The 21,478-nt window shown below is 49.6% G+C and carries 16 protein-coding genes; 5 read left to right on the forward strand and 11 right to left on the reverse strand.

All coding sequences use genetic code 11. From position 1 onward, the window contains the following. Positions 1-192 precede the first annotated feature (192 nt). The 6 genes from QZT94_RS06775 to QZT94_RS06800 form a co-directional block, all read right to left on the reverse strand. Complete coding sequence (locus QZT94_RS06775; protein WP_296760784.1) at positions 193-1,143, reverse strand: InlB B-repeat-containing protein; 951 nt, start codon at positions 1,141-1,143, stop codon at positions 193-195. A 303-nt stretch (positions 1,144-1,446) separates the two neighbouring features. Continuing rightward, complete coding sequence (locus tag QZT94_RS06780) at positions 1,447-1,941, reverse strand: PTS glucose transporter subunit IIA (RefSeq protein WP_270626961.1); 495 nt, start codon at positions 1,939-1,941, stop codon at positions 1,447-1,449. 185 nt (positions 1,942-2,126) lie between these two features. After that, positions 2,127-5,585 carry a type I pullulanase gene (gene pulA / locus QZT94_RS06785; protein WP_296773315.1) on the reverse strand — a complete coding sequence of 1,153 codons (3,459 nt, stop codon included), beginning with the start codon at positions 5,583-5,585 and terminating at the stop codon, positions 2,127-2,129. A 360-nt stretch (positions 5,586-5,945) separates the two neighbouring features. Continuing rightward, a complete protein-coding gene (locus tag QZT94_RS06790) occupies positions 5,946-6,626 on the reverse strand; it encodes a GNAT family N-acetyltransferase (RefSeq protein ID WP_296760788.1) in 681 nt (226 codons plus the stop codon). An 87-nt stretch (positions 6,627-6,713) separates the two neighbouring features. Further along, a complete protein-coding gene (locus tag QZT94_RS06795) occupies positions 6,714-7,580 on the reverse strand; it encodes a LicD family protein (protein WP_270626953.1) in 867 nt (288 codons plus the stop codon). Positions 7,581-7,635: 55 nt separating this feature from the next. Further along, positions 7,636-9,447 (reverse strand): nucleoside-diphosphate sugar epimerase/dehydratase, encoded by a 1,812-nt coding sequence (locus tag QZT94_RS06800; protein ID WP_296760790.1) that lies wholly within the window; start codon positions 9,445-9,447, stop codon positions 7,636-7,638. Positions 9,448-9,594: 147 nt separating this feature from the next. Between QZT94_RS06800 and QZT94_RS06805 the strand changes: the two genes are divergently transcribed. Next, positions 9,595-10,812, forward strand: a complete 1,218-nt coding sequence (locus QZT94_RS06805) for a DegT/DnrJ/EryC1/StrS family aminotransferase (protein WP_296773317.1) — start codon at positions 9,595-9,597, stop codon at positions 10,810-10,812. Positions 10,813-10,849: 37 nt separating this feature from the next. Next, entirely contained in the window at positions 10,850-11,443 is a 594-nt protein-coding gene (locus tag QZT94_RS06810) for a sugar transferase (RefSeq protein ID WP_296760793.1), read from the forward strand. Between the two features lie 226 nt (positions 11,444-11,669). Here the strand turns inward: QZT94_RS06810 and iolD are convergent, their stop codons facing one another. The 4 genes from iolD to iolC are packed head-to-tail and all read right to left on the reverse strand — an operon-like array spanning position 11,670 to position 16,351. Continuing rightward, positions 11,670-13,571, reverse strand: coding sequence for a 3D-(3,5/4)-trihydroxycyclohexane-1,2-dione acylhydrolase (decyclizing) (iolD, locus tag QZT94_RS06815; RefSeq protein WP_296760794.1), 1,902 nt, complete (start codon positions 13,569-13,571; stop codon positions 11,670-11,672). Positions 13,572-13,573: 2 nt separating this feature from the next. Beyond that, positions 13,574-14,464, reverse strand: a complete 891-nt coding sequence (gene iolB / locus QZT94_RS06820; protein ID WP_296760796.1) for a 5-deoxy-glucuronate isomerase — start codon at positions 14,462-14,464, stop codon at positions 13,574-13,576. Continuing rightward, a complete protein-coding gene (locus tag QZT94_RS06825; protein WP_072510260.1) occupies positions 14,461-15,351 on the reverse strand; it encodes a deoxyribose-phosphate aldolase in 891 nt (296 codons plus the stop codon). Before QZT94_RS06825 ends, iolB begins: the two co-directional genes overlap by 4 nt. A gap of 4 nt (positions 15,352-15,355) precedes the next feature. Continuing rightward, positions 15,356-16,351, reverse strand: coding sequence for a 5-dehydro-2-deoxygluconokinase (gene iolC, locus QZT94_RS06830; protein ID WP_296760798.1), 996 nt, complete (start codon positions 16,349-16,351; stop codon positions 15,356-15,358). 294 nt (positions 16,352-16,645) lie between these two features. Here iolC and QZT94_RS06835 point away from each other — a divergent pair, with 294 nt between their 5' ends. Beyond that, on the forward strand, positions 16,646-17,386 hold the full coding sequence (locus QZT94_RS06835; RefSeq protein WP_072510262.1) for a GntR family transcriptional regulator: 741 nt from the start codon (positions 16,646-16,648) through the stop codon (positions 17,384-17,386). Positions 17,387-17,687: 301 nt separating this feature from the next. Further along, on the forward strand, positions 17,688-18,776 hold the full coding sequence (locus QZT94_RS06840; protein WP_296760802.1) for a transaldolase family protein: 1,089 nt from the start codon (positions 17,688-17,690) through the stop codon (positions 18,774-18,776). A gap of 267 nt (positions 18,777-19,043) precedes the next feature. Here the strand turns inward: QZT94_RS06840 and groES are convergent, their stop codons facing one another. Next, positions 19,044-19,340, reverse strand: a complete 297-nt coding sequence (groES, locus tag QZT94_RS06845) for a co-chaperone GroES (protein ID WP_072510264.1) — start codon at positions 19,338-19,340, stop codon at positions 19,044-19,046. 261 nt (positions 19,341-19,601) lie between these two features. On the opposite strand from groES, the gene QZT94_RS06850 reads away from it, so the two are divergent. Then, positions 19,602-20,891 carry a methyltransferase domain-containing protein gene (locus QZT94_RS06850; RefSeq protein WP_079985917.1) on the forward strand — a complete coding sequence of 430 codons (1,290 nt, stop codon included), beginning with the start codon at positions 19,602-19,604 and terminating at the stop codon, positions 20,889-20,891. Positions 20,892-21,478 lie beyond the last annotated feature (587 nt).

Raw genomic sequence — 21,478 nt, forward strand, 5'->3', positions numbered from 1 at the left:
CCACCATATATACTTTACCCCCAAATATGCATAACTTGACCTTTTTATTAGGTATACTGTGTATTCACAGCATTAACTCTCAGTCAGACTTGTTGGGCTAATGTCGGGCTAATGCCCGAATTGTTAAGACCCTTCTGCCTAGAAACAAGGCAGAAGGGTCTTAATCGGTTTATTTAACTAAACACTAGGAAACTACCGAGAAAAAACTCTGCTTTCCCTAACGCGTCCTCGTAAAACGAGAGAAACCCCCAAAACGGACAGACCCGACGCAATCGCTAGTAACCACCCAGGATTACTACCGGTAGCTGGAAGCGCCGGCTTCATGGTGCCTGGACGCTTTTCAGTTGGCTTTGACATTCCAGGTTTATTTGCACCCGCAGCAGTACCCGGCTTTTGCGGTTTTACAGTTTTATCCGGTGAAGACGGTGAGGGAGTCGAGGTCGCGGGCGGATTGACGGAACCACCCGGCTGGGAAGGATTTGGATTCTCCGGCTTGGGGGCAGCTTTCTGCGCCCATTTCGCATATACCGTCATATCCGTGCCTAGAGTAACCTGGGAAACCTTTTTAGTGAGACCTTGGTCAAGATACCAACCCTCGAAAGTAAAGCCCTCTTTAGTGGGGATATAGTTCTCGTCCTCTAAATCAACAACTGTGTTCTCTGGTTTAGTTACGGATTTAATTTTACTGCCACCATTGGACTCAAAAGTGAGAGTATGATTTGCGACAAGTGGGGGAAGATTAAAAGTTGCCTCGTGTTTGCCGGCATCATATTCGACAGCAGACCCCGCTCCCATGAGGGTAATTTTCTCCTTCGTTAAGCCATCAAAGTCATAACCGGTTTTAGCAGAAAAAGCTATCTTTATACGATATTTAAACTCATTGCTAAAAGTTCCCGAAGCCGCAGACCACGAAGTGCTGTTCTTGTCTTGCTGCTCCAGTTTCCAAGACTCAGCGAACACGTTACTGGTTTGTCCACTTATCTGTATTGAGGTTACTTTGTTGCCGAACTTATATTGTGGCACGCTAAAAGAAACCTCTGTTATATGCTTATCAGCTTGATTATCTACCGGAGCCGCCCAAGCTAATTGCGTAAAGCTAAGCCCTATAACCGCTGGAAGAACTAAGAATGCGGACAGCAGCACAGACAGCAACCGCCCAGATACTTTGGTTTTTTACATCTTTCTCCTTGAAGTGATTTGTAATTACTATTTTAAGATTTTAGGTAAGACTAACTGAATGCTTAATCTACTTATCTCGGCTTAACATTGTCAATTATTAACCTTAAGATAAGCTAGAAAACCCGCGTGGCTCCTTTGAACCGGACAAGCTCACATTTACGTATTAGCGCGAAATGGTGACCTTGCGAACCAATCCTAATACCAGTTTCGCCACTAAAGGCACATAACCTGCACTATCATCAATGACTTGCGCCGCATATAGCCGGGTCACTCGCTAGAGGTATCGCTAGAGAGATCAAAAATCTCGAACAGTAAATCCCCCATATCCACTTGAGTTCCCTCGGAAGTGAGATTCTCCAAATCCTCTGGGGTTGAATCCAAAACCACCACTGGACATAACGAAGAATGCTTAGCTTTCTCAATCTGGGTAACCGAAAAAGTTGTTACCGGATCGCCAACATTTAGTTTCTCATTTTCGATGGCATGACAAGTAAAACCTTCACCGCGCATTTTGACAGTATCGACCCCTAAATGAACAAGCACTATCTGTTCCCCACTGGAAACCATAAAAGCGTGTGGGAACAGTTTAATGAGCCTACCGGAGACGGGAGACACGGCAGTAATCTCGGTTGCCCCCGGATTGGGTTTCACCGCAACCCCAGCACCAACAATCATGCCGGAGAAAACCAAATCCGGTACTTGACTTAAACCAACGACACGTCCCGGAATCGGCGAACATATCTGTAAGGACTCTCCCGTCATTGCTTCACCCCGAATCCAGACCAATACTAACTTCTCTAACTAGCCTAGTCCGCCCTAGCCCTCGAGAAAAGCCAATTATTTCCCGAGGGAAAGGACGAAACCTACCTTAAAAGCGAAGCTAAACACCCCTTGACGGTCTACCTAGTAAATATCTAACTACCAGGCAGGCAACCATGAGAGCTGTCTTAGCTACGTTTTTGCGCGCGACGCTTCACCGTCACCCCGCAAGCGCCCAACAGTAGCGATACCATTACCATTTCCGGCACTCCAGCACCGGTTTGACCTAGCCCCTGTCTTCTAACCCTTGGGGCAGATTCCTTACCCTTGTCTGACGGTTTGTTCCCTGTTTGAGATGGAGAGCTGCTTTCCGAAGGACGAGGATTTGGCTGCTTGGAATTAGGGTTGGGGTTTTGGGGACTAGGGTTTCCCTCCCCTCCCGGATTCGGATTAGGATTAGGTTCACTCCCTGGATTCGCCTCTCCTCCCGGATTCGGGTTCGGCTCAACCCCAGGATTCGGATTTGGATTAGGATTTGGTTCCGGTTCCGGCTCTGGCTGTGGATTTGGATTTGGGTTCGGGTCTGGTTCTGGCTCCGGTTCCGGATTTGGTTCCGGCTCAGGCGCCGCCGCCTCCCTAAGCAACAAAATGCTTAAAGGTGGAACCGTTACCTTACCGTTTGAAGTGAGAGCAACCGGGTTCTGATAAACATCCAACCCCTTAATCATCACCTCATATTCTCCAGCTGGCAAAGGCGCCTCCCAAGCCTGGTTTCCAGCATTCACAAAAGCGAACGCATCGGCATTATCTTTACCGCTTTTAGTTTTTACCGGGAAAGCACTCTTTACGGTATACCCCACATGATTAGTAGCGATGCTTTCTTCACCAGGAATAATTTCATGCGTGTACTTCTGGTTTACAGCTTCGTAACTGCCCTGGCGCATAAAGTCATATTGCTTACGGAACTTGTTTAAATCCCGGAAGAACTTTACTTCCTTTTCATATTGCTTAGCCCGGTCATAGTCGAAAACATTAACCGAGTCCGGGGATTTATAGGAATTATGATCTCCCGCTTTAGTTCGTAAAAACTCCTGTCCTGCATGGATAAATACCGCCCCATTAGCTAAATACTGAGTACCGGTTCCTAGGGCGTGCCGCTGAGCTAGCTCACTGTCAGAGGTCGTTGCTGGCAAACTACCTTTCAATTTATCGAACATAGTGTAGTTGTCATGGGCTTCGTTATATACCACCGATTGATTCGGACTCAGGTAGTCTCGAACATATTGCGCGCCCTTGATATTGTTTAACAAATCCCACGAGCGTTGCACCTGATTTGCACCACTAATAAATCCCTTGTGCTTAAGCTCGAAGTTATCGCCTTTTACGGTGTCACGATACTGGTCATTAAAAAATGATATTCCGGGTAACTTCTTGGCATTTTCCTGATTAGCTGCTGCTACCCCTGCGGGATGGTTACCCATCTTCCAGCCTTCGCCAAGAATCACAATCGAAGGATCAATCTTATTGAGAGCTTCCCGTACCGCTTTCATAGTTTCCACGTCATGAATCCCCATAAGATCGAAACGGAAACCATCAATATCGTAGTTCTTTGCCCAATAGGTAACTGAATCAACAATATATTTACGCATCATCAGTTGCTCAGATGCAGTTTCATTCCCAACTCCGGTGCCATCTTGGAACTTACAGTTAGCATCCATCCGGAAATAATAGTTAGGAACAGTTTGCTGCAATGGGGACATTTCCGGTTTATGTACATGGTTATAAACCACATCCATAATCACCCGCATATCGTTAGCATGCATCGTCTCCACCATGGACTTTAGCTCCAAGATACGCGAGGTAGGATCGACCGGCTTGGTTGCATACGACCCTTCCGGAACGTTGTAGTTTTGAGGATCATATCCCCAGTTATATTGGGAATTAAACGAAAGGTCACCCTGCTCATCTACGGAACCGAAATCAAAAACCGGTAACAATTGAACGTGGGTAATACCTAAAGATTTTAGATAATCCAGTCCAGAAAGATTGCCGACCTTGGTTTTAGTGCCCGCTTCGGTTAGCCCCAAAAACTTTCCTTTATTGGTAATGCCGTTATCCGGGCCGATGGTTAAATCACGCACATGGGCTTCATAAATAATCGCATCTTTCATCGAGGTAAATGCGGGCATACGTTTACCGTCCCAGTTACGGGGGACAGTTTTTTCTGGGTCTATCACCACGGTGCGAGTACTATTTGCGGTAACTGCCCGAGCATAGGGGTCAATCGCTTCGTTAATTTTTCCGCCGTCAAAATGGAGACGATAACGATATTGCACACCCTTTTGGTCACCATTAAAAGTAATTTCCCAGGTTCCCTTTTCCCCTTTGGTCATGGCAGTAACTTTTCCGTCCTGGGAATAATTTACGAACTCAACCGCTTGGGCAGTGGGAGCCCACAGCCTAAAAGTGGTTTTTTCGGGGCTGTAAATCGCCCCTAACTCGCCCTCGTAATAGTACTTTTTATTGAATTCGGCAGAATGTAATTCTGTACAGTTATTTGTCGAATCTGGTTTGGGGATATCGGCTTGCGAATAATAGACTTTGGGGTCACCTTGGACAATCCAAACTTCCGCTTTACCCTGGGGGAACTTGGTAATAAAGAGGTCGTCAGGAGTGTTTTTCTCTGCCCATTCGTTTCCTGATTCCGAACGGCGTACAATCAGACCAACTTTTTCAATCCCATTTACATCTTTATGAGTAATCGTGGCGGTATGATTTCCATCGAAATTAACCCGGCTACCGTCTTTTCCGGGAACCCAAGTCCACACATTCCAGTTGTCATACTTATTGTCAGAGCGTAGATAGTGGACGGTAACAGTAACCTCTTTCGGGAGGGTATTCGGGTTTTCGGCAGGTTTTAGCTTGAAGCTGCTGTCTGTTTTTATCTCAATGCCACCGGGAACCGGGATATCTTTCAAATCAGAAGTCTGCCAAGCCCATTCCTTGGTCGCGGTTGAGCGACGCACAATTAGATTTACTTTCTTATTTGGCGCAGGTAGCGTCACTTCGGCGGTCAACCTGCCAGCTGCGTCCTTCCCAGTGAAAGGGGTGGAGTATCCGGCGGCTCCATCGGTCCACACCCACAGGTTATATTCCGATTCTGGCACATTAGGGTCAGGGGTGAAGCTAACTGCTAATTTGCAGTCCCGAACCGCTTTGAAAACATCACCTGGTTTGTAACTGTAGCTGCATACATCCCACTTTGTGTAAAGAGAATTACCGGGTTTTACACCGGAATAGGCAGGAGACTCCCACACCCGGTTTTCGCTCTGTCCCGGTTGTAAAGAGGTGGTGTCTGTGCGGTAAACCCGGAAATTCATAGGGTTGCCCGCTGCCAAAATATTGGTATTCAAATATCCGTCAGCTTGCTGACCGGAAAACATTTGAGTTTGTTTGGGCTGCCCGTCAGCCCAGTATTCAACGCGATAGACAGTCAAGGGTTTTTCAACCGTTGGGTCTGGTTTGAAGTTCAGATACATCACCTGATTATTGGAGCCAGCATGAGCTAGCGGGGTAACGCTACCTGCTATTACCAACAGAAAGGCAATAAAAAACCCAAATACTTTTCTACTTACTATTGATTTCACTGGTCCTCCTCGACCAATAGCGAATGTGGCGACCTCGCCGGAAACGTTTCCGAAACCATGATAGCCCACTCCAAATAAGATATGAAGATTGCTAAAATGCGAGCTTCCTCACGAAGCAGCTCTTCCACGAGCGGAGTTCCGAACCGTCCTAGCTATAAGTACCCCACCGGGCAGATAGCTTTCCCTTAAAAGGAAGTTCTCTCTGGCACGCAGACACGCTATTTTCACGAGTGAGTAACTGCTTTAAGCCCCCCAAGAACCCGACAGCTCAACCGGGAATAAGCACACACATCTACTTAATCGTGGGTATATCGCTTTCTGAGCCCTTCAAAACGGAAATTTGGAGTTACCGAGGAAAAATTAATCTAGATTGGCGGTAGCGGCCAACATTTTTTCCACTGCAGGGCGATATTTTCCGTCTGCGTTCCGGATTTCTCCGCTATCTGCTAGGTAGGTTTTCAAGAATTTTTCTAGAGGACGCGCCAAACCCTGCCCGACAAGGCTGCCGGTACTAGCCTCGATCCCGGCGTGAGCGCGTCCTCCGAAACTGAGAAGCCACATATCCTCCCCCACCGGCACGTCCGCACTCAGGCGCGGCATTGTAAAAGGAAAGTCCAGGTGCTTAGCGCCCAAGCGCCGGTAGAAATCCCAACGCCGCTGCGGATCCCCTCTATCTTCCGAGGGCGCATGGAGCTGCGGATCCTCAATCTCTCCCAGAATCAACAAGGGATTAACGGTAGCTTCCAGAGCAGAAATCGTTTCACGGAAAAGCTTAGAGCCCACCCCGTGACCGCGAGTGCGGGGACTGACCGCCAGCCAACTCAGCAAAGTCACTTCCCTAGTTGCCGGCCAGGCTATAGCTGCCCCTAACGGGCGCGCCCCCTCCCAAGCAGAAAAAACCTGGAACTGCCCTGCCTGCAGCTGAGTGATTAAATCTTCCGGCTCCCCCAGTTCTTCAAGGCCAAAAGCCTGTTCCAAAAGTTCACGAACCAGGATTTCTGACTGCCCCGGTTCCAAGTAGTTTTGATACTCAATTTGCACCCTTCAACCCTAGCCGAATCCTCTAGATAGCCATAGCTGCGGCGGTTATTGGTCGCTGAATCACCTTACAGTTCCCAAGGGTTGTTCCTAGGGATTTTTCTTATTTTTCATATAGGTCGTGTAGGGGGTATCTAAATCAAGAAATGCCACCTCGTGGGCAGGTTTTTGTTTGCTAGGAGGGGGAGGAGTTAGGTAGTCTCCGAACGCCATACGTAAATAAGAGTCGTATCCAATCGGAACTTTAATACTAGATTGACCGAAGGGCTTGCTAATAGCCTTAGAAAACCATTCCTGCCGGTATTCATTCTGCATATAGCCGGGACCAGAAGCTAGTTCAGTCGTATATTCAGAGGTATAAAAATTCCAACTAGCCATTTTCTTTTCACACCAGCGCCAGATTCTATATCTGAGCGCCGACCAAGGAACGACAGTCAGTAATAATTTACTGCCCAAAGCTACCATTCCCCCATGTTTTTCAGGTACGGACTGAGCACAAAACAGAGAAAATACCAGTGCCAAGAGCTTTTGTATCCGTCGAGCAAATGAACCGGGAGGGGGACAGCCATCAAGGGGAAGGATATCCATAGTGAGCCCTTGCGGCATTTTTTTATCAACTTGATAGGTGGTTACCAACGTAGTGTGAGCATCACAAATCTTAGCCATAAGATCACCGGTGACCATGTTCTTGTGCGAGCGAACATAAAGATATTGTTTATTAGCTGAATCTTTACACCACAAGCGGGCAAGTTTTTCATAATCTGGGCGTGGCATAAACACATCGATATCATCGTCCCAAGGCACAAAACCGCCATCACGGATAGCCCCAATACAACAACCACCACAGGCGTAATAAAGCAGACCATGGCGGTCACAAAAGTCGGCAAAATGCTGATACATCTGCCAAGACTTAAGCTGCATTTGCCGCAATTCGTCTTCCGTTAGCTCATGTGCCATAAAAGCCCCCAAAATACGAAAAAATCTAAACTATCACATCCGTCATTGCGACTGTTTAGCGGCTATCACCATATAGAACAGTATCTTCAGCTACCACATCGGCGTGTTCCTCTTCTAAAGCAGCTGGATCTACCTGGGGAACACTGGTGTGGGAAATAAGCGGGTGGAACGGACGTTCGTCCTTTTCGCCCTCGAAATGTAGTACTTCAGTGAGTTTCTCACCTGGGCGCATACCGGTAATTTCAATTGAAATCTGTTTACCGCTCATCTGAATCATCCGTTTTGCAACATCCATAATCTTCACCGGTTGCCCCATGTCAAGCACGAGCACTTCGCCCGCCCGTCCGATAGCTCCCGCCTGAATAACCAGAGCACAAGCCTCCGGAATCGTCATAAAGAAACGTTCCACATCGGGATGGGTGATAGTAATCGGACCGCCATGTTCAATCTGGGAGGTAAAAGTCCAAAGCACCGAGCCACGCGAACCTAAAACATTACCGAAACGCACGCTGACGTAACGCCACCCCCTTTCGGCAACCTGTTGGGAATAGTGAGCCACAATCCTCTCAGCTACCCGTTTAGACCGACCCAGCACGGTAGTTGGTTCAGCCGCCTTGTCAGTAGAGATATTAACTAGATTCTTTACCCCGTATTCGACCGCTAGTTCTACCACGTTCTTTGTACCTAAGACATTGGTTTTCCATCCCTCTTCTGGATACTGCTCCAACATTGGCAAATGCTTAAGTGCGGCTGCATGGAAAACAACTTCCGGGCGATGGGCTGCGAAAATAGCTCGCAACGCTTCCCTATCGCGAATATCGCATAATGCAAAGTCAGGGGTGTCCAACATTCCAGTGCCATACAAATCGAGTTGCATCGCGTGTAACTCGGACTCATCCCTATCGAGTAAGACCAGCTCTGCTGGACGCAGCATCTTTACCTGGCGACAAATCTCGGATCCGATTGATCCACCAGCTCCGGTAACTAGAACTCGTTTCCCCTCGATATATCCAGATATTTCTTGAAAATTAGTTTTGATTTCCCTGCGGCCTAACAGGTCAGTCACGTTAATTTGGCGGATATTATTCAAATCGACTTTTCCACCCAAAATGTCTCCCACTTGAGGAGCAACCAGCAGCTTAATACCCGCTTCCTTTGCAACCTGTGAATAGGCGGTTTTAACCTCACGTAGCTCTACCTCGGGACTTAGCGGGTTAGGGTGTTCATTGTTAATAGAGAAAATAGCGGTAGTAACCCCAAGTTTTTTAGCTACCTGCGGCAAATCTTTCATTTTCCCCCGTACGGGAACTCCCCGCAGTCGGAGATTCTTTTTCGCCGCGGCATCATCAATCAAGGCCACCGGCATATAGGGCGTTTTCGTATCAACCTGCATCTGATGAATCAACTGCTCACCGGCGATACCAGCTCCAATCACAATCACTGGTTCCGGATCGTCAGCCCCATGACGGCTAATCTTCTTTAAAACTCGCCAGCATACTCGAGCAGCCCCCATGATTAATAGGGCTAAGGCAGGGCTAGCAACCGCGACTACGATACTAACGAAACGCCCTGGATAAAGCAGGGTGAATAGGGCAGCAACTATCCCAGAACAGATAACCAAAGCTCCCAAGCTCACAGCTTCTTCAAACGAAGCAATCCAATAGCGATTTCTGTAGTGTTTTGAGACCAGTCCCACACTAATCTGCACAAAGATTGCTATCAGCACAAAAGTAACTATCGCGCACGAATCCAAGTCGCTAAGCACAAAGTTAAATCGAATCCAGGAAATAACTGCTACCGCTATAATCCAGCTAAAAATATCTGTAGCAAGTAAAATACCCCGTCGTAGCCAAGTCGGAATAAACACATATCCTCTTTTCTGCTCACTTAGAAAACCTAGCGCTATTTTACCCCGCAAATCCTAAAAATCTGAGGACAATACTCAACCTAAAAGGATAAAAAGGATTAGTGAGATAATGAAAGTAGAATTTTTAGCTACCAGAAAGGCAAGCATATGAAGGTGCCATTTTCTCCTCCTGATATTCGCCCTGAAGATATTGAGGAAGTAGTTCAGGTATTACGTTCTGGCTGGATTACCAGCGGCCCGGTCGGCGAGGAATTTCGTAAGGCACTAACAAGTTTTTCTGGTACCAGTGACACTATGTTGGTAAATTCGGCAACTGCCGGTTTAAAAAACGCCCTCCGCTTCTTAGGGGTGGGTTCCGGTGATGAAGTAATCGTCCCTGCCTATACTTATACCGCTTCCGCATCAGTGATTGCGCACGTGGGAGCGAAAATTGTAATGGTAGCCACCGCGAACGCTGACTATTTCCCCACCGCCGAGAGGATTGTGGCGGCCATTACTCCGCGTACTAAAGCCATTATTTTGGTTGATTTAGCCGGAAAGATGGTAGACACCAAGCCGATATATCAAGCTATTGCAGCAGCTCAAAGCGGTTTTTGCCCGGGCACTCCACAACAGGAACATTTAGGACGCATTGCCCTAATTATTGATGGAGCTCACAGCCTGGGAGCAACTGGATACGGAATGCGCGCAGGGCAGGCGGGCGATTTCACGGCGTTTTCTTTCCATGCTGTAAAAAACCTGACCACAGCGGAAGGAGGGGCGCTAACCTGGCGTAAAGAAAACCCTCTAGCTGAACAGATTAAACCGTTCATAAAACTGAACACTTTACACGGACAGTCTAAATCCGCTCTAGAAAAAACCAATACCTCTGGCTGGGAATATGACGTCATGTTTACCGGGTACAAAGAAAATATGCCAGATATTTTGGCTGCTCTAGGTTACTCACAGTTACAACGCTACCCGCAGACCATGAAGCGCCGTCACCAGATTATTGACTATTACAACCAGGAGTTAGCTCAACTGCCGGTAACACCGCTAACTCACCGCGGCCTAGACCAAGATGGTCAGCCTTTTTCCAGCAGTGGACACCTTTACCTACTTTCTTTAGACACCCTAGAACTTAATGAAAGAAATGATTTTATTGAACGTATGTTTGATAAAGGTATTTCTTGCAATGTTCATTACAAGCCCTTACCGATGCTAACTGCCTACAAGAATCTTGGGTTTAATCTACAGGATTACCCAAATGCCTACGCTGCCTATTGCCACGAAGTTACCCTACCTCTGCATACGGTATTGACTGATGAACAGGTAACTTTCGTTGCGGAAACTGCCCGCGACACCCTCCAGGAAATGACAAAATGACACTATCACCATCCCGGTTAGCCTATAGGTACTCCTTATGAACAGTAAAGAAATAATCGACCGCTGCCTATCGACTCTCGCTTTAGTTTTATTGAGTCCACTCTTCCTAATCATTGCAGTCGCAATAAAACTTGATTCTCCCGGTCCGGTTTTCTTTCGTCAAAAACGCATAGGACGCGGTGGGGTTCCGTTCAGAATTCACAAATTCCGCACTATGGCTAACAAAATTCCCAAAGTTAATATTTCTGCCACCGGTGATCCGCGAGTAACCAGGGTCGGTCGGATTCTCAGGAAAACTAAGCTCGATGAACTCGCGCAGCTTATAGATGTTTCCCGAGGATGTATGGCATTGGTAGGACCTCGTCCTGAAGTACCCGAATACGTTGCAGAATGGCCGGAGGAACTTCGCAATCTTATCCTCTCGGTTCGCCCGGGGATTACCGATCCCGCTTCGATTGTTTACCGTAACGAAGCAGACGAGTTGGCTCAAGCCCCGGATCCGGAACGCTACTATATAGAGGTTCTGATTCCGAAAAAGACTGCTATGTACGCTGATTATGTTCGCAACCGCAGTCTGTTAAAAGACGCGAAAATAATTCTTCGTACCATCACCACGGTGGTTAGCAAGTAGCCAATTCCTGATACTCTTTCGCATTAAGCTACCGGCAGGTAAGTTTTCTGTCTCCTCTACCCTGCGATGTGATTATTCCTCCTGGATAGGGCGCTTAAAAATTACCCCGGGGCGGGGAGATTTTAGGGTTATCCAAAATCTGGGTTAATCCTCAAAATCTCCCCGCCCCGGGATTTTTAGTCGCTATTCCGCCTCACGTACCATCAGAGTCGCAAGGTACTATTGGCTACTGCTTCCAGTAGTGACGCTGTTCGGATATTCCAACAACATATTCTTCACGAGCCTGCTGAGTGGATTCGATGCGAGAAACTTCCGGCACTACCACGTCCCAGTAGGAACAGTTCGGCGGGTTAGGTCCAAACAGATTGGTTTCAATATGAATCATCACTGCCTGCTCAGATTTCTCTGCCTGGCGATAGGCATCCCGGAACTCTGCGATAGTGTGCACCTTTAGCACCTTAATTCCCCAAGATTCCGCATTCTTGGCGATATCTACCGGCAGCAGCTCCCCGTCCTCGTTATGGGGGTTGCCATCACCCATCCGGTAGCGAGTACCGAAACGCTGGGAGCCGCGTGACTCCGAAAGCGCGCCAATCGACGAGAACCCGTAGTTTTGCAGCAAAACATAGATAACCTTGATGTTTTCTTGCACCACGGTGGCCAGTTCCATCGGTAGCATCTGGTAGGTGCCGTCACCGACAATCGCCACCACTTCCGAATCCGGCAACGCCATCTTGACTCCCATAGCTGCCGGGATTTCGTATCCCATACAGCTAAAGGCGTACTCTACGTGGTATTGTACCGGGGTCTTTGCCTGCCATAGGCACTGTAAATCACCTGGCATCGACCCGGCGGCGTTAATCAACACATCATTATCGCCCATCATGTCGTTAAGCGCGCCGAACACTTCGGTTTGCGCCGGTAGCTCTTGGTCATGGGCACCGTAGCATTCCGCGGTCTTTTCGAACCAGTCTTCGCGTTCGCTGGCAATTTCGCGGCTATATTCTGCGGATACCCGGTAATCCCCGAGTACCTCTTTCAAGGCAGCTAGTGCCAACTTGGCGTCAGCTACCACCATTTCACCGGCGTGTTTCGCCGCATCGAACGCTTTCACGTTGATGTTTATGAACCGCACATCCGGGTTCTTGAACTGGGTGTGGGATGCGGTAGTGAAGTCCGAGTAACGAGTACCCACCCCAATCACCACATCGGCTTTATCTGCCAAATGGTTCGCGCTATTGGCTCCGGTAGAGCCGACGCCCCCTACGGCGCATTCATGATCAAAGTTAATAGCGCCCTTACCCGCCTGAGTATCAGAGACCGGGATTCCGGTAGCAGTCGCCAAATCACGCAATTCCTGGGAGGCTTCCGCATAAATCGTGCCGCCACCGGAAATAATCAAGGGACGCTTCGCCGACTTTATAATCGCGGCTGCCCGCTCCATCTCGGTTTCAGATACTGCCGGACGGCGCACATGCCAAACCCGCTTTTCAAACATTTCTACCGGCCAATCGAAGGCCTCGGCCTGTACGTCTTGTGGCATTGCCAGCACTACGGCTCCGGTTTCTGCCGGGTCGGTGAGGACGCGCATGGCGTTCATCAAAGAGGGCATTAGCTGTTCGGGACGGTTAATCCGGTCGAAGAAACGCGAGACGCAGCGGAAAGCATCATTAACACTCACGTCCAAAGAACGTGGATCCTCTAACTGTTGGAGCACCGGATCTGGGTAGCGGGTAGCGAACTGGTCAGAGGGCAACAGCAATACCGGCACCCGGTTAGTGGTGGCCAGCGCCGCGCCAGTCACCATATTCAAGGCTCCCGGCCCAATCGAAGTGGTAACCGCGAGCGTCTGCAAGCGATTCTTGGCTTTCGCGTAGGCCGCGGCTGCGTGGACTGCACCCTGCTCGTTGCGCGGCATATAGTATTCCATTACTCCCCCATCTGGGGTGGAATCTAGTTCGTTTTGCAGCAGCGCCTGCCCGATACCGCACACGTTTCCGTGTCCGAAAATCCCGAAAGTGGCGGGGATTAGCCGGTATTCTTTGCCGTCGCGCTCGGAATACTGGTTGATTAAGAAGCGGATTGTCGCCTGCGCGGTCGTTAGGCGAACGGTCTCAAATTTTGCCATCTTTAGTCCTCCTTGATGGTGGCGTTGGTCATGGGCAGACGGGGGTCGGCTTCGCCGCCACCCCAATCTTCGGTGAGCCAGACATAGTCGGGATCAATGGTTACTAGCCAGGTCGCGTCCTCGGCTGGACCAGCCATTACGTTCAAATAGTACAGGTGGTATCCGGGGGCAGCCACGGACGGACCGTGCCAACCGTGCGGCATTACTACTACATCCCCGCTGTGCACCTCGGCGCACACATCAATAGTGTGTCCTTTAGAGGGGTAGATCCGCTGCAGAGCCATTCCGGTAGTGCCGTTAGCGGCTGGTTTTACCTGGTAGTAATAGATTTCTTCCAAAATCCGTTCAGTTTCGGAATGTTCATCATGTTTATGGGGAGGATAGGACGACCAGTTGCCACCGGGGGTAATCACTTCGGTGACTAGCACGTGGTCTACGTCTACCGGATTGCCCATCGTGTAGTTGTGGACTTCCCGGGTACAGTCACCTTTGCCCCGAATCATAGAGATGACTTCATGCTTGGGGCAGTAGCGCAGCGGTTTTTCGTTCTTGGCTACCGAGCTGGGAAGCGCAAACCGCCCGCCTTTTTCACTGCTCACCGTAAAGGTGGTGTTAATCGGTACGTACAGGTAATCGGTGATTTCTCTCCAAACATCTTTGCGACCTTTGATTTCGAAAGTTTCGCTGCCAACCGTAACCGTGCAGCCGCCCTCGAGCGGTAAAACCAGCAGTTCCGAGCTTGACGAGGTAACCTCCTGGCTAGCTCCGGCAGGCAGATTCAAGACCTTCAGTCCCGAGAACTCCCAACCAGCTTTTTCGGGGGTCAAATCTAGCTCAAACTGAGCGTTTTTTAACTGACCGTCGCGGAATAAATAGTTTTTATTATCGCTCATAGTAAACCTACCGTCTCGTCTACAGCCTGCGCCACGTCGTCGCCGACCGGGAATAATAGTGAACGTCCGATAACCAAGCCTAAGACATTTGGTAAGCGTAAAGCGTTACCCCATGACTGCAAGGCCGCGTCAGGATCGTTTGATACTTCTCCCCCTAGAATCAAAGAGGGAAGGGTGGTGGCTTCCATCACGCGTTCCATTTCGGCAACGCAAGGAAGTTTTAGCCAGGTATATGCACTGGTACGCCCGAGTCCGGAAGCGATAGTGATTGATTTTATTACCGCATCGGCGGTGAGGACGTTGCGTACGTTTTCGGCTGAACCAACCGAAATAAATGGCTCGACCATGGCCATGAGTTTGCGCTCTGCCAGTTCGTCTATGGCGCGGGCGCTCGCCTGCAAGGTGGCGACTGTACCCGCGTCTGCATAGTTAATCCGGGTTAGCATTTTCCCCCCGGCTAGACCGGCTTGTTCAATTCCTTGCGCATCATAGCAGTTGAAGCGGTCATCCATTCCGAAAGTGGCTCCCGCAAGTCCGGCGCGGTTCATCGAGCCGAACACTATTTTATTATCGAGCGCCCCTAGTAGGGTTAAGTCCTCAATCATGTCGGAAGTGCCCAAGAACCCGTTTACTCCGGGGCGGGCAAGTGCCTCACAACAGCGTGAGAGCAGTTCTTCTCTATCTGCCATTGCGGCCAGGTCACTTCCAGCCCCGAGTGCTCCGCGCGCGGGATGGTCACAGGCGATAACCATTAGTTTGCCTGAACAACCATCTTTTCCTTGCAGCACTTCTTTTAGCCTGGGGCGAGGACGGTCTTTTAGGGCTTGGCTGATTCGTTCCGGCTCAAAGGCGCGGATTTTAGCGAGTTTGGATATTAGTTGTCCCACGATATTACCTCTTTGTAACGATTGGCGCGGAACGCGGGTTTTTGGCAATCATGTTTAGGATTTCCGGTTCGGAGGGCATGGCGGTGGAGCATTCTAGTCGGGAGCTTACGATTGCTCCGGCGGTGGAGGCGGCGGAAATAATTTGGGGTAAATCCCAGCCGGAGAGTAGCCCGTGACATAGCGAGCCTCCAAATGAATCGCCCGCGCCCAGACCGTTGGTGACTTTTACCGGGGTGACTGGGACTTCGATACGTTCTTCCCGGGTTTTGCACAGGGTTCCTAGCGGACCTTGTTTTACGACTGCGATTTCGATTCCTCGCTCTAGGAGGGCGTCGGCGGCGCGGTCAGGTTCGGTTTCTCCCACTGCGATTCGACATTCTTCTTTGTTTCCGACGGCTACCGATACTTTTTCTAGTATTCGGTCTACTTCACGGTGAGCGGTTTCTTCATCGGTCCAAAAGTTTTCTCGGTAGTCTAAATCGACGATTGTCCATTTTCCGACTTCCCCTAAATCTCGCAGGTCGAGGGCGTGATGGTGGGCGCTGCGAGAGGGATCTTCGGATAGTCCGGTCACGGATATCCAAAATATCTTGGCGGCTTTTACTGCGTCCTCGGGAATATCTTCTTTCGTTAGCTCCAGGTCGGGGGTGGAGGGCTCACGGTAAAAGTAGAGGGGGAAAGTGTCGGGAGGGAAGATTTCACAGAAGGTGACCGGGGTGGCCAAGGCCGGGTTTTCTACCACGTAGGTGTCGTAGACTCCCAGGGAGCGCATCTCGGAGCGCACGAATTTTCCGAAAGGGTCTTTTCCTACTCCGGTAATAATTGCGGAGGAGTGGCGCAGTTTAGCGGCTGCTACTGCCACATTCATGGGGCTGCCACCGAGGAATTTTCCGAATTGTTCTACCTTTTCTAGTCCTACTCCGGTCTGTAGGGGGTAGATATCTATTCCTGAACGTCCGATGGTGAGCACATCCACGACTGGCATCTTGAAAGTGTTCATATCAGCTTTCCCTTTGTTGTTTATATAGACTGCACTGTCTGGGTCTGCCTGAAGCTAAAACACAAACCCTTTATTTGTACTAACATTCTAGCAAAGATTTCAGGGCAGGAAAAGCCTCTACTCATAAACCATAAACACAAAGTGTGCTCCCCGGCGACTATCCCGCGAGAACCCCAGTTAGAGGCAAAAATCTCCCGAAATTATTAACTTTAGGTGTATTCTGCTTAATGTCAGGCTTAATTAACATTACGCGTTAAAATCATCTGGTAATGCAGATTGGAAAAGGAGATTGCGATGGCAACCCCTAAGACCTACATAACAAACATTGACCTTGACCATAACTCCCCGATTCCTCTGTACCACCAGATTTCCGAACCGATAAAAGAACTCATTTTGAACGGAACGATTCCGGCAGGAGCCAAGCTAGAGGACGAGCTTTCTATGGCTTCCCGCCTGGGAGTTTCCCGCCCTACCGCCCGTCGCGCTCTGCAAACCTTGGTGGATTTGCGCCTGGTGGTGCGCAAACGCGCGGTTGGCACTATAGTTGCCCCCAAGGAAATTCATCGACAAGTTAAACTGTCTTCCCTGTATGACGATTTAAAAGAGTCTGGCCAAAAACCCACTACCCAGGTTATTTCTTATACGGAAGTCCCTGCCGACGAGGACGTGGCCAGAGATTTACACCTTAACAAAGGTCAGAGCGTAATCCAGGTAGTCCGTTTACGCCTGGCAAATAACGAGCCTTTGGCAATCATGACTAACCATCTGCCAATCGATACTGCCCCCAGCGAAAAGGAACTACGCTCCGGTGGTCTCTACGAGACTATGCATAAACATGGGCATGAAGTATTTTCGGCACAACAAACGATTTCAGCCCGTAAAGCCAGCCTTGAGGAGGCAGAGACTCTGCAAGAGCCACGCGGAGCAGCTATTTTGAATATGCGTCGCATCTCTTATAACCAGTCAGGCAGACCAATTGAGCTTGGCGATCATGTCTACCGAGCCTCTCGCTACAAGTTCACTATTAGCCTGTAGTTTTTCGCATTTCTCCAATTATCAGGACGAGACCGCGGGGACTCCACCCCCGCCACAGCACTCCTTCCTTAGGGACACCGGGAGTTTGTCAGGTCTAACCAACAAGGCTATCAACCCCTTTGATTACCGACCCTTACTCGCATCAGTCCAGATAAAAGCAGATTTAATGCCCTAAATATGATTACTGCCACCAAATTCTTTGCTCTATTGTTATATCAAAGTCTTGACGCTTAATAGTTTTTCCCTTACCCTGGAAGATAGCAGCACCGATGGCGGTGTCAAGCAGTTTCAAGGAGACAAAATGAGCGAGATTAAACCAGTATCCGGTCCGTTATTAGATGCAGCCAAGAATTCTAAAACTGCGCTATGGAACGATTCTTCCGACCTAGAAGAACTACGGCAGTCAATTTCTTGGGGCGGGGTAGGCGCAACCTGCAACCCCACTATCGCTTACACCACCATTTCTAAACATTTAGATATTTGGGCTCCCCGGATTAAAAAGATTGCCGAAGATATGCCCACCGCCACCGAGTCCGAAATCGGTTGGCAAGCAGTAAAAGATATGTCTATCGAAGCCGCAAAACTGCTGGAACCGGCATTCAAAGCCTCCAATGGTCGTAACGGTCGCCTCTCGGTACAAACCGATCCGGCGAACTACCGCAACGCCCAGGCATTAGCCGACCAGGCAGTAGAGTTCTCTGAAATGGCTCCCAACATTGTGGTAAAAGTACCTGCCACCAAGACCGGGATTGAAGCTATTGAGGACGCCACCTACCGCGGCGTATCCATAAACGTGACCGTCTCTTTCTCGGTAGCGCAAGCGGTTCGTTCCGGCGAAGCCATCGAGCGCGGTCTACAGCGGCGCGAAGCCGAAGGCAAAGACGTTTCCCAGATGGGACCGGTAGTTACCTTGATGGTTGGTCGCCTGGACGACTGGCTGAAGATTTGCGCTAATCGCGACAAACTGGTGCTAAATCCCGGACACCTGGAATGGGGCGGAATCGCTGCCGTAAAGAAAGCGGTCGCCGAATTTGAAAAGCGCGGTCTTAGAGCCCGAATGCTAGTAGCCGCCTTCCGTAACACTATGCAGTACACCGAGCTAGTTGGGGGAGATATCGTGATTTCTCCGCCTTTTGCTTGGGCAAAGCGTATTCAAGAATCAGATTACAGCTATGAAGACCGGTTTGAACAGCCAGTATCAGAAGAAATTATGGAAACCTTGATGAAGGTGGAAGATTTCCGCCGCGCCTACGAGGTAGACGGCATGAGTGTAGACGAGTTCGCTACTTTCGGTCCCACCGTGCGGACGCTGCGCGGATTCCTCAAATCGAACACCGATTTACAAGAACTGGTGCGGGATGTGATTTTGCCTGCGCCAAAAGAAAAGTAGTTCAGCGTAGTTAAATAACAGCAAAATAGTTTTAAGGTCGGGGGCGAGTTTTCTCGCCCCCGACGTCGCATATCCGCCACAGTTTCCAGTTAGCTACTGCGATTACAGTTGTACCAAAACACCGGGCACCCTTAATAGAGCCACGAAGGCGACGTTAAGGGGCTAATTGCCAAAAACATGAATCGGCGGGGTCGGATTTCTCCAACCCCGCCGATTATTTAACAGCTATTGTTTACGCGGCAAACCCCGCATAAACGAGGCTAATAACTAGCGCTCTACCTTTGCCAAAATATCTCGAGCAGAAAGAATCAAGTATTCTTCGCCACCGTATTTAACTTCGGTGCCGCCGTACTTGGAGTAAATAACGCTGTCGCCCTCGGCAACATCCATCGGAACCCGGTTACCCTGGTCGTCGATGCGACCTGGGCCTACGGCGATTACTTTACCTTCCTGCGGTTTTTCTTTGGCAGCATCGGGAAGAACCAGACCGGAAGCGGTCTTTTGTTCCGCCTCTGCCTGCTGAATCACGACGCGATCTTCTAATGGTTTAATGGAGACTGACACTGCAGACCTCCCTTTCTTTATCCAAAAAACTTTCGGTTGTTGTATCGGAGCGTTGGCGTCGCGGGTGCCATCTTTCCGATACTGTTTCAGAGTCTCGCAACTCCAAATGCACTATTTAGCTTAAGTGCATTCTGGCACTCAATCAAGCTGAGTGCCAGTTTATGCTTACGCCCTGCGCGAATATGCGGCTGCCGAGGTAGCTTCGCCAATACCTAAGTTCCTAAATCCTCAGTTAGACTAAAAACAATAGAGGGAGAAAAGATGTTAGCAGCCAAAACGCCACTTAGCTTTCGCGAAATGAAACAGCTAACCTCCCACTTGCCACCTTGCGAAGATTCGATGATTTCCACGCTAACTACCCAAGAAGGATGGGAGTTACTCCAAAAGTATCCTCACCCTTGCCAACTAGAAGCCCCAATGATTGCGAAACAGCTACGTAAACGCTACCCCGCCGCCCTGGTTGCCTCTTTACAAACCCAATGGATATTGCGGGAAAAAGCCCAAATAAAGCTCGGTGACGAAGCCAAAAATAAACTATTTACCCGCGAAGGTCTAGAACAAGCTAGCAGAAAAATAGTATCTATACAGCGGGCAAAACGCTTTACTGATGCCGGTATCGACACCCTAATCGATGTCGGGTGTGGAATCGGCGCGGACTCGATGCAATTAGCATCTAGCTGCCAACAATTGCGGGCAGTAGATATTAGCCCCACTGCCGCCACCTGCGCAGCACTTAACCTTTCTGAGATACCTTCCGCGCAAGTCTATTGCGAGAGCGCACAGCAGGTAACCATCCAAAACCCCCTGCCCGCCCTATTTTTTGATCCTGCCCGCCGCCTCCCAACCGGACGCGCCCTCTCCCCTGATTCCTGGTCACCCCCACTTTCAAAAGTCCTTGCCTGGGGAGGACGCGCATCGCATTTAGCGGTAAAAATGGCGCCCGGAATCGACCTTAGCTATTTACCAGATAATTACCATGCGCAATGGGTTAGCGTAGATGGGGACTTGGTTGAATGCGCCCTCTATTCCCTGAATTTAGCCCCCGAAGGCGCGGGACGCTCTGCGCTGATTATTCAGGGTAATCAGGTAAAAGAGTATTTATGCGCTAGCGCTTCCCGCCCGGGAGATAACCATGTGCAAGTTCCGCCCGCATCCGGCTTAGGAGATTACCTGTTCGACCCTAATCCCGCGATTATTCGCGCCGGAATTATTCCCGACCTTTGCGAAAAAATACTGGCAGCGCCCATAGCTAACGGGATTGCCTATCTGAGCGGGAACAGTATGCCCCTTCCCGAGGATTCGTTAGCCACAACTTGTTACCGCATAGTTGAGGATTTACCGCTGAAAACAAAAACCGTCAGTTCCTATCTACGCACCATCCAGGCAACCCGCCTGGACGTGCTAAAACGTGGGGTCATCCTCGATATTGCGAGCTGGCGCAAAAAAGTAATGCCCAAGAAAACCAGAGGATTCTCGCCGCGAACCGTGACCGTAGCACTCACCCGGGTAGGCGCAGGTCATCGTTGCTTAGTATTGGAGCCCTGTAAATAGCCGCTTATCCTAGCTTGTTTTACCTATCACCAGGAGTGAGCGGTGATAGGTAAAACACCCTGGTTAGCGCAGGGCTAGGATTTAGGCTCCACATCGTCAGGCGGTTCTACCGTTACCGATGGCTCATTGGAATCGGTTTTCCGCGCTTGTGAGCGTTCCTGCAAACGCTGCTGAGCCTGTTTAGCGTATTCACGCCCTTTCTCAACCGCCTGTTCGGCATATTCTTTGCTTTTTGACGCGGCTTGCTCCATGTAGGGGCGCGCCTTTTCCATGGTTTCTTCCGCGTACTCTTTACCCTTCTCAGCGGCCTGTTCCATATAGGGGCGCGCCTTAAGCACATAGGGGCGTGCCTTTTCTGCCACCTGTTCCACATATTCTTTGCTTTTTTCAGCTGCCTGATCCATATAGGGGCGCGCTTTCTCTAGGGTTTCTTCCGCATATTCGCGTCCCTGTTCTACTAAAGGTTTAATCCGGTCAGCGGCTTTTTCAGCAGCTTTTTCAAATTCCGGGCGCATCTGGTCAAATGATTTCGCCATGTTTTCTTTCACCTTTCGATAGATGCTTTCCGTTTCTGCCCTTTTTCCTTG

The sequence above is a fragment of the Varibaculum sp. genome (assembly GCF_008661855.1).
Taxonomy (GTDB): domain Bacteria; phylum Actinomycetota; class Actinomycetes; order Actinomycetales; family Actinomycetaceae; genus Varibaculum; species Varibaculum timonense_A.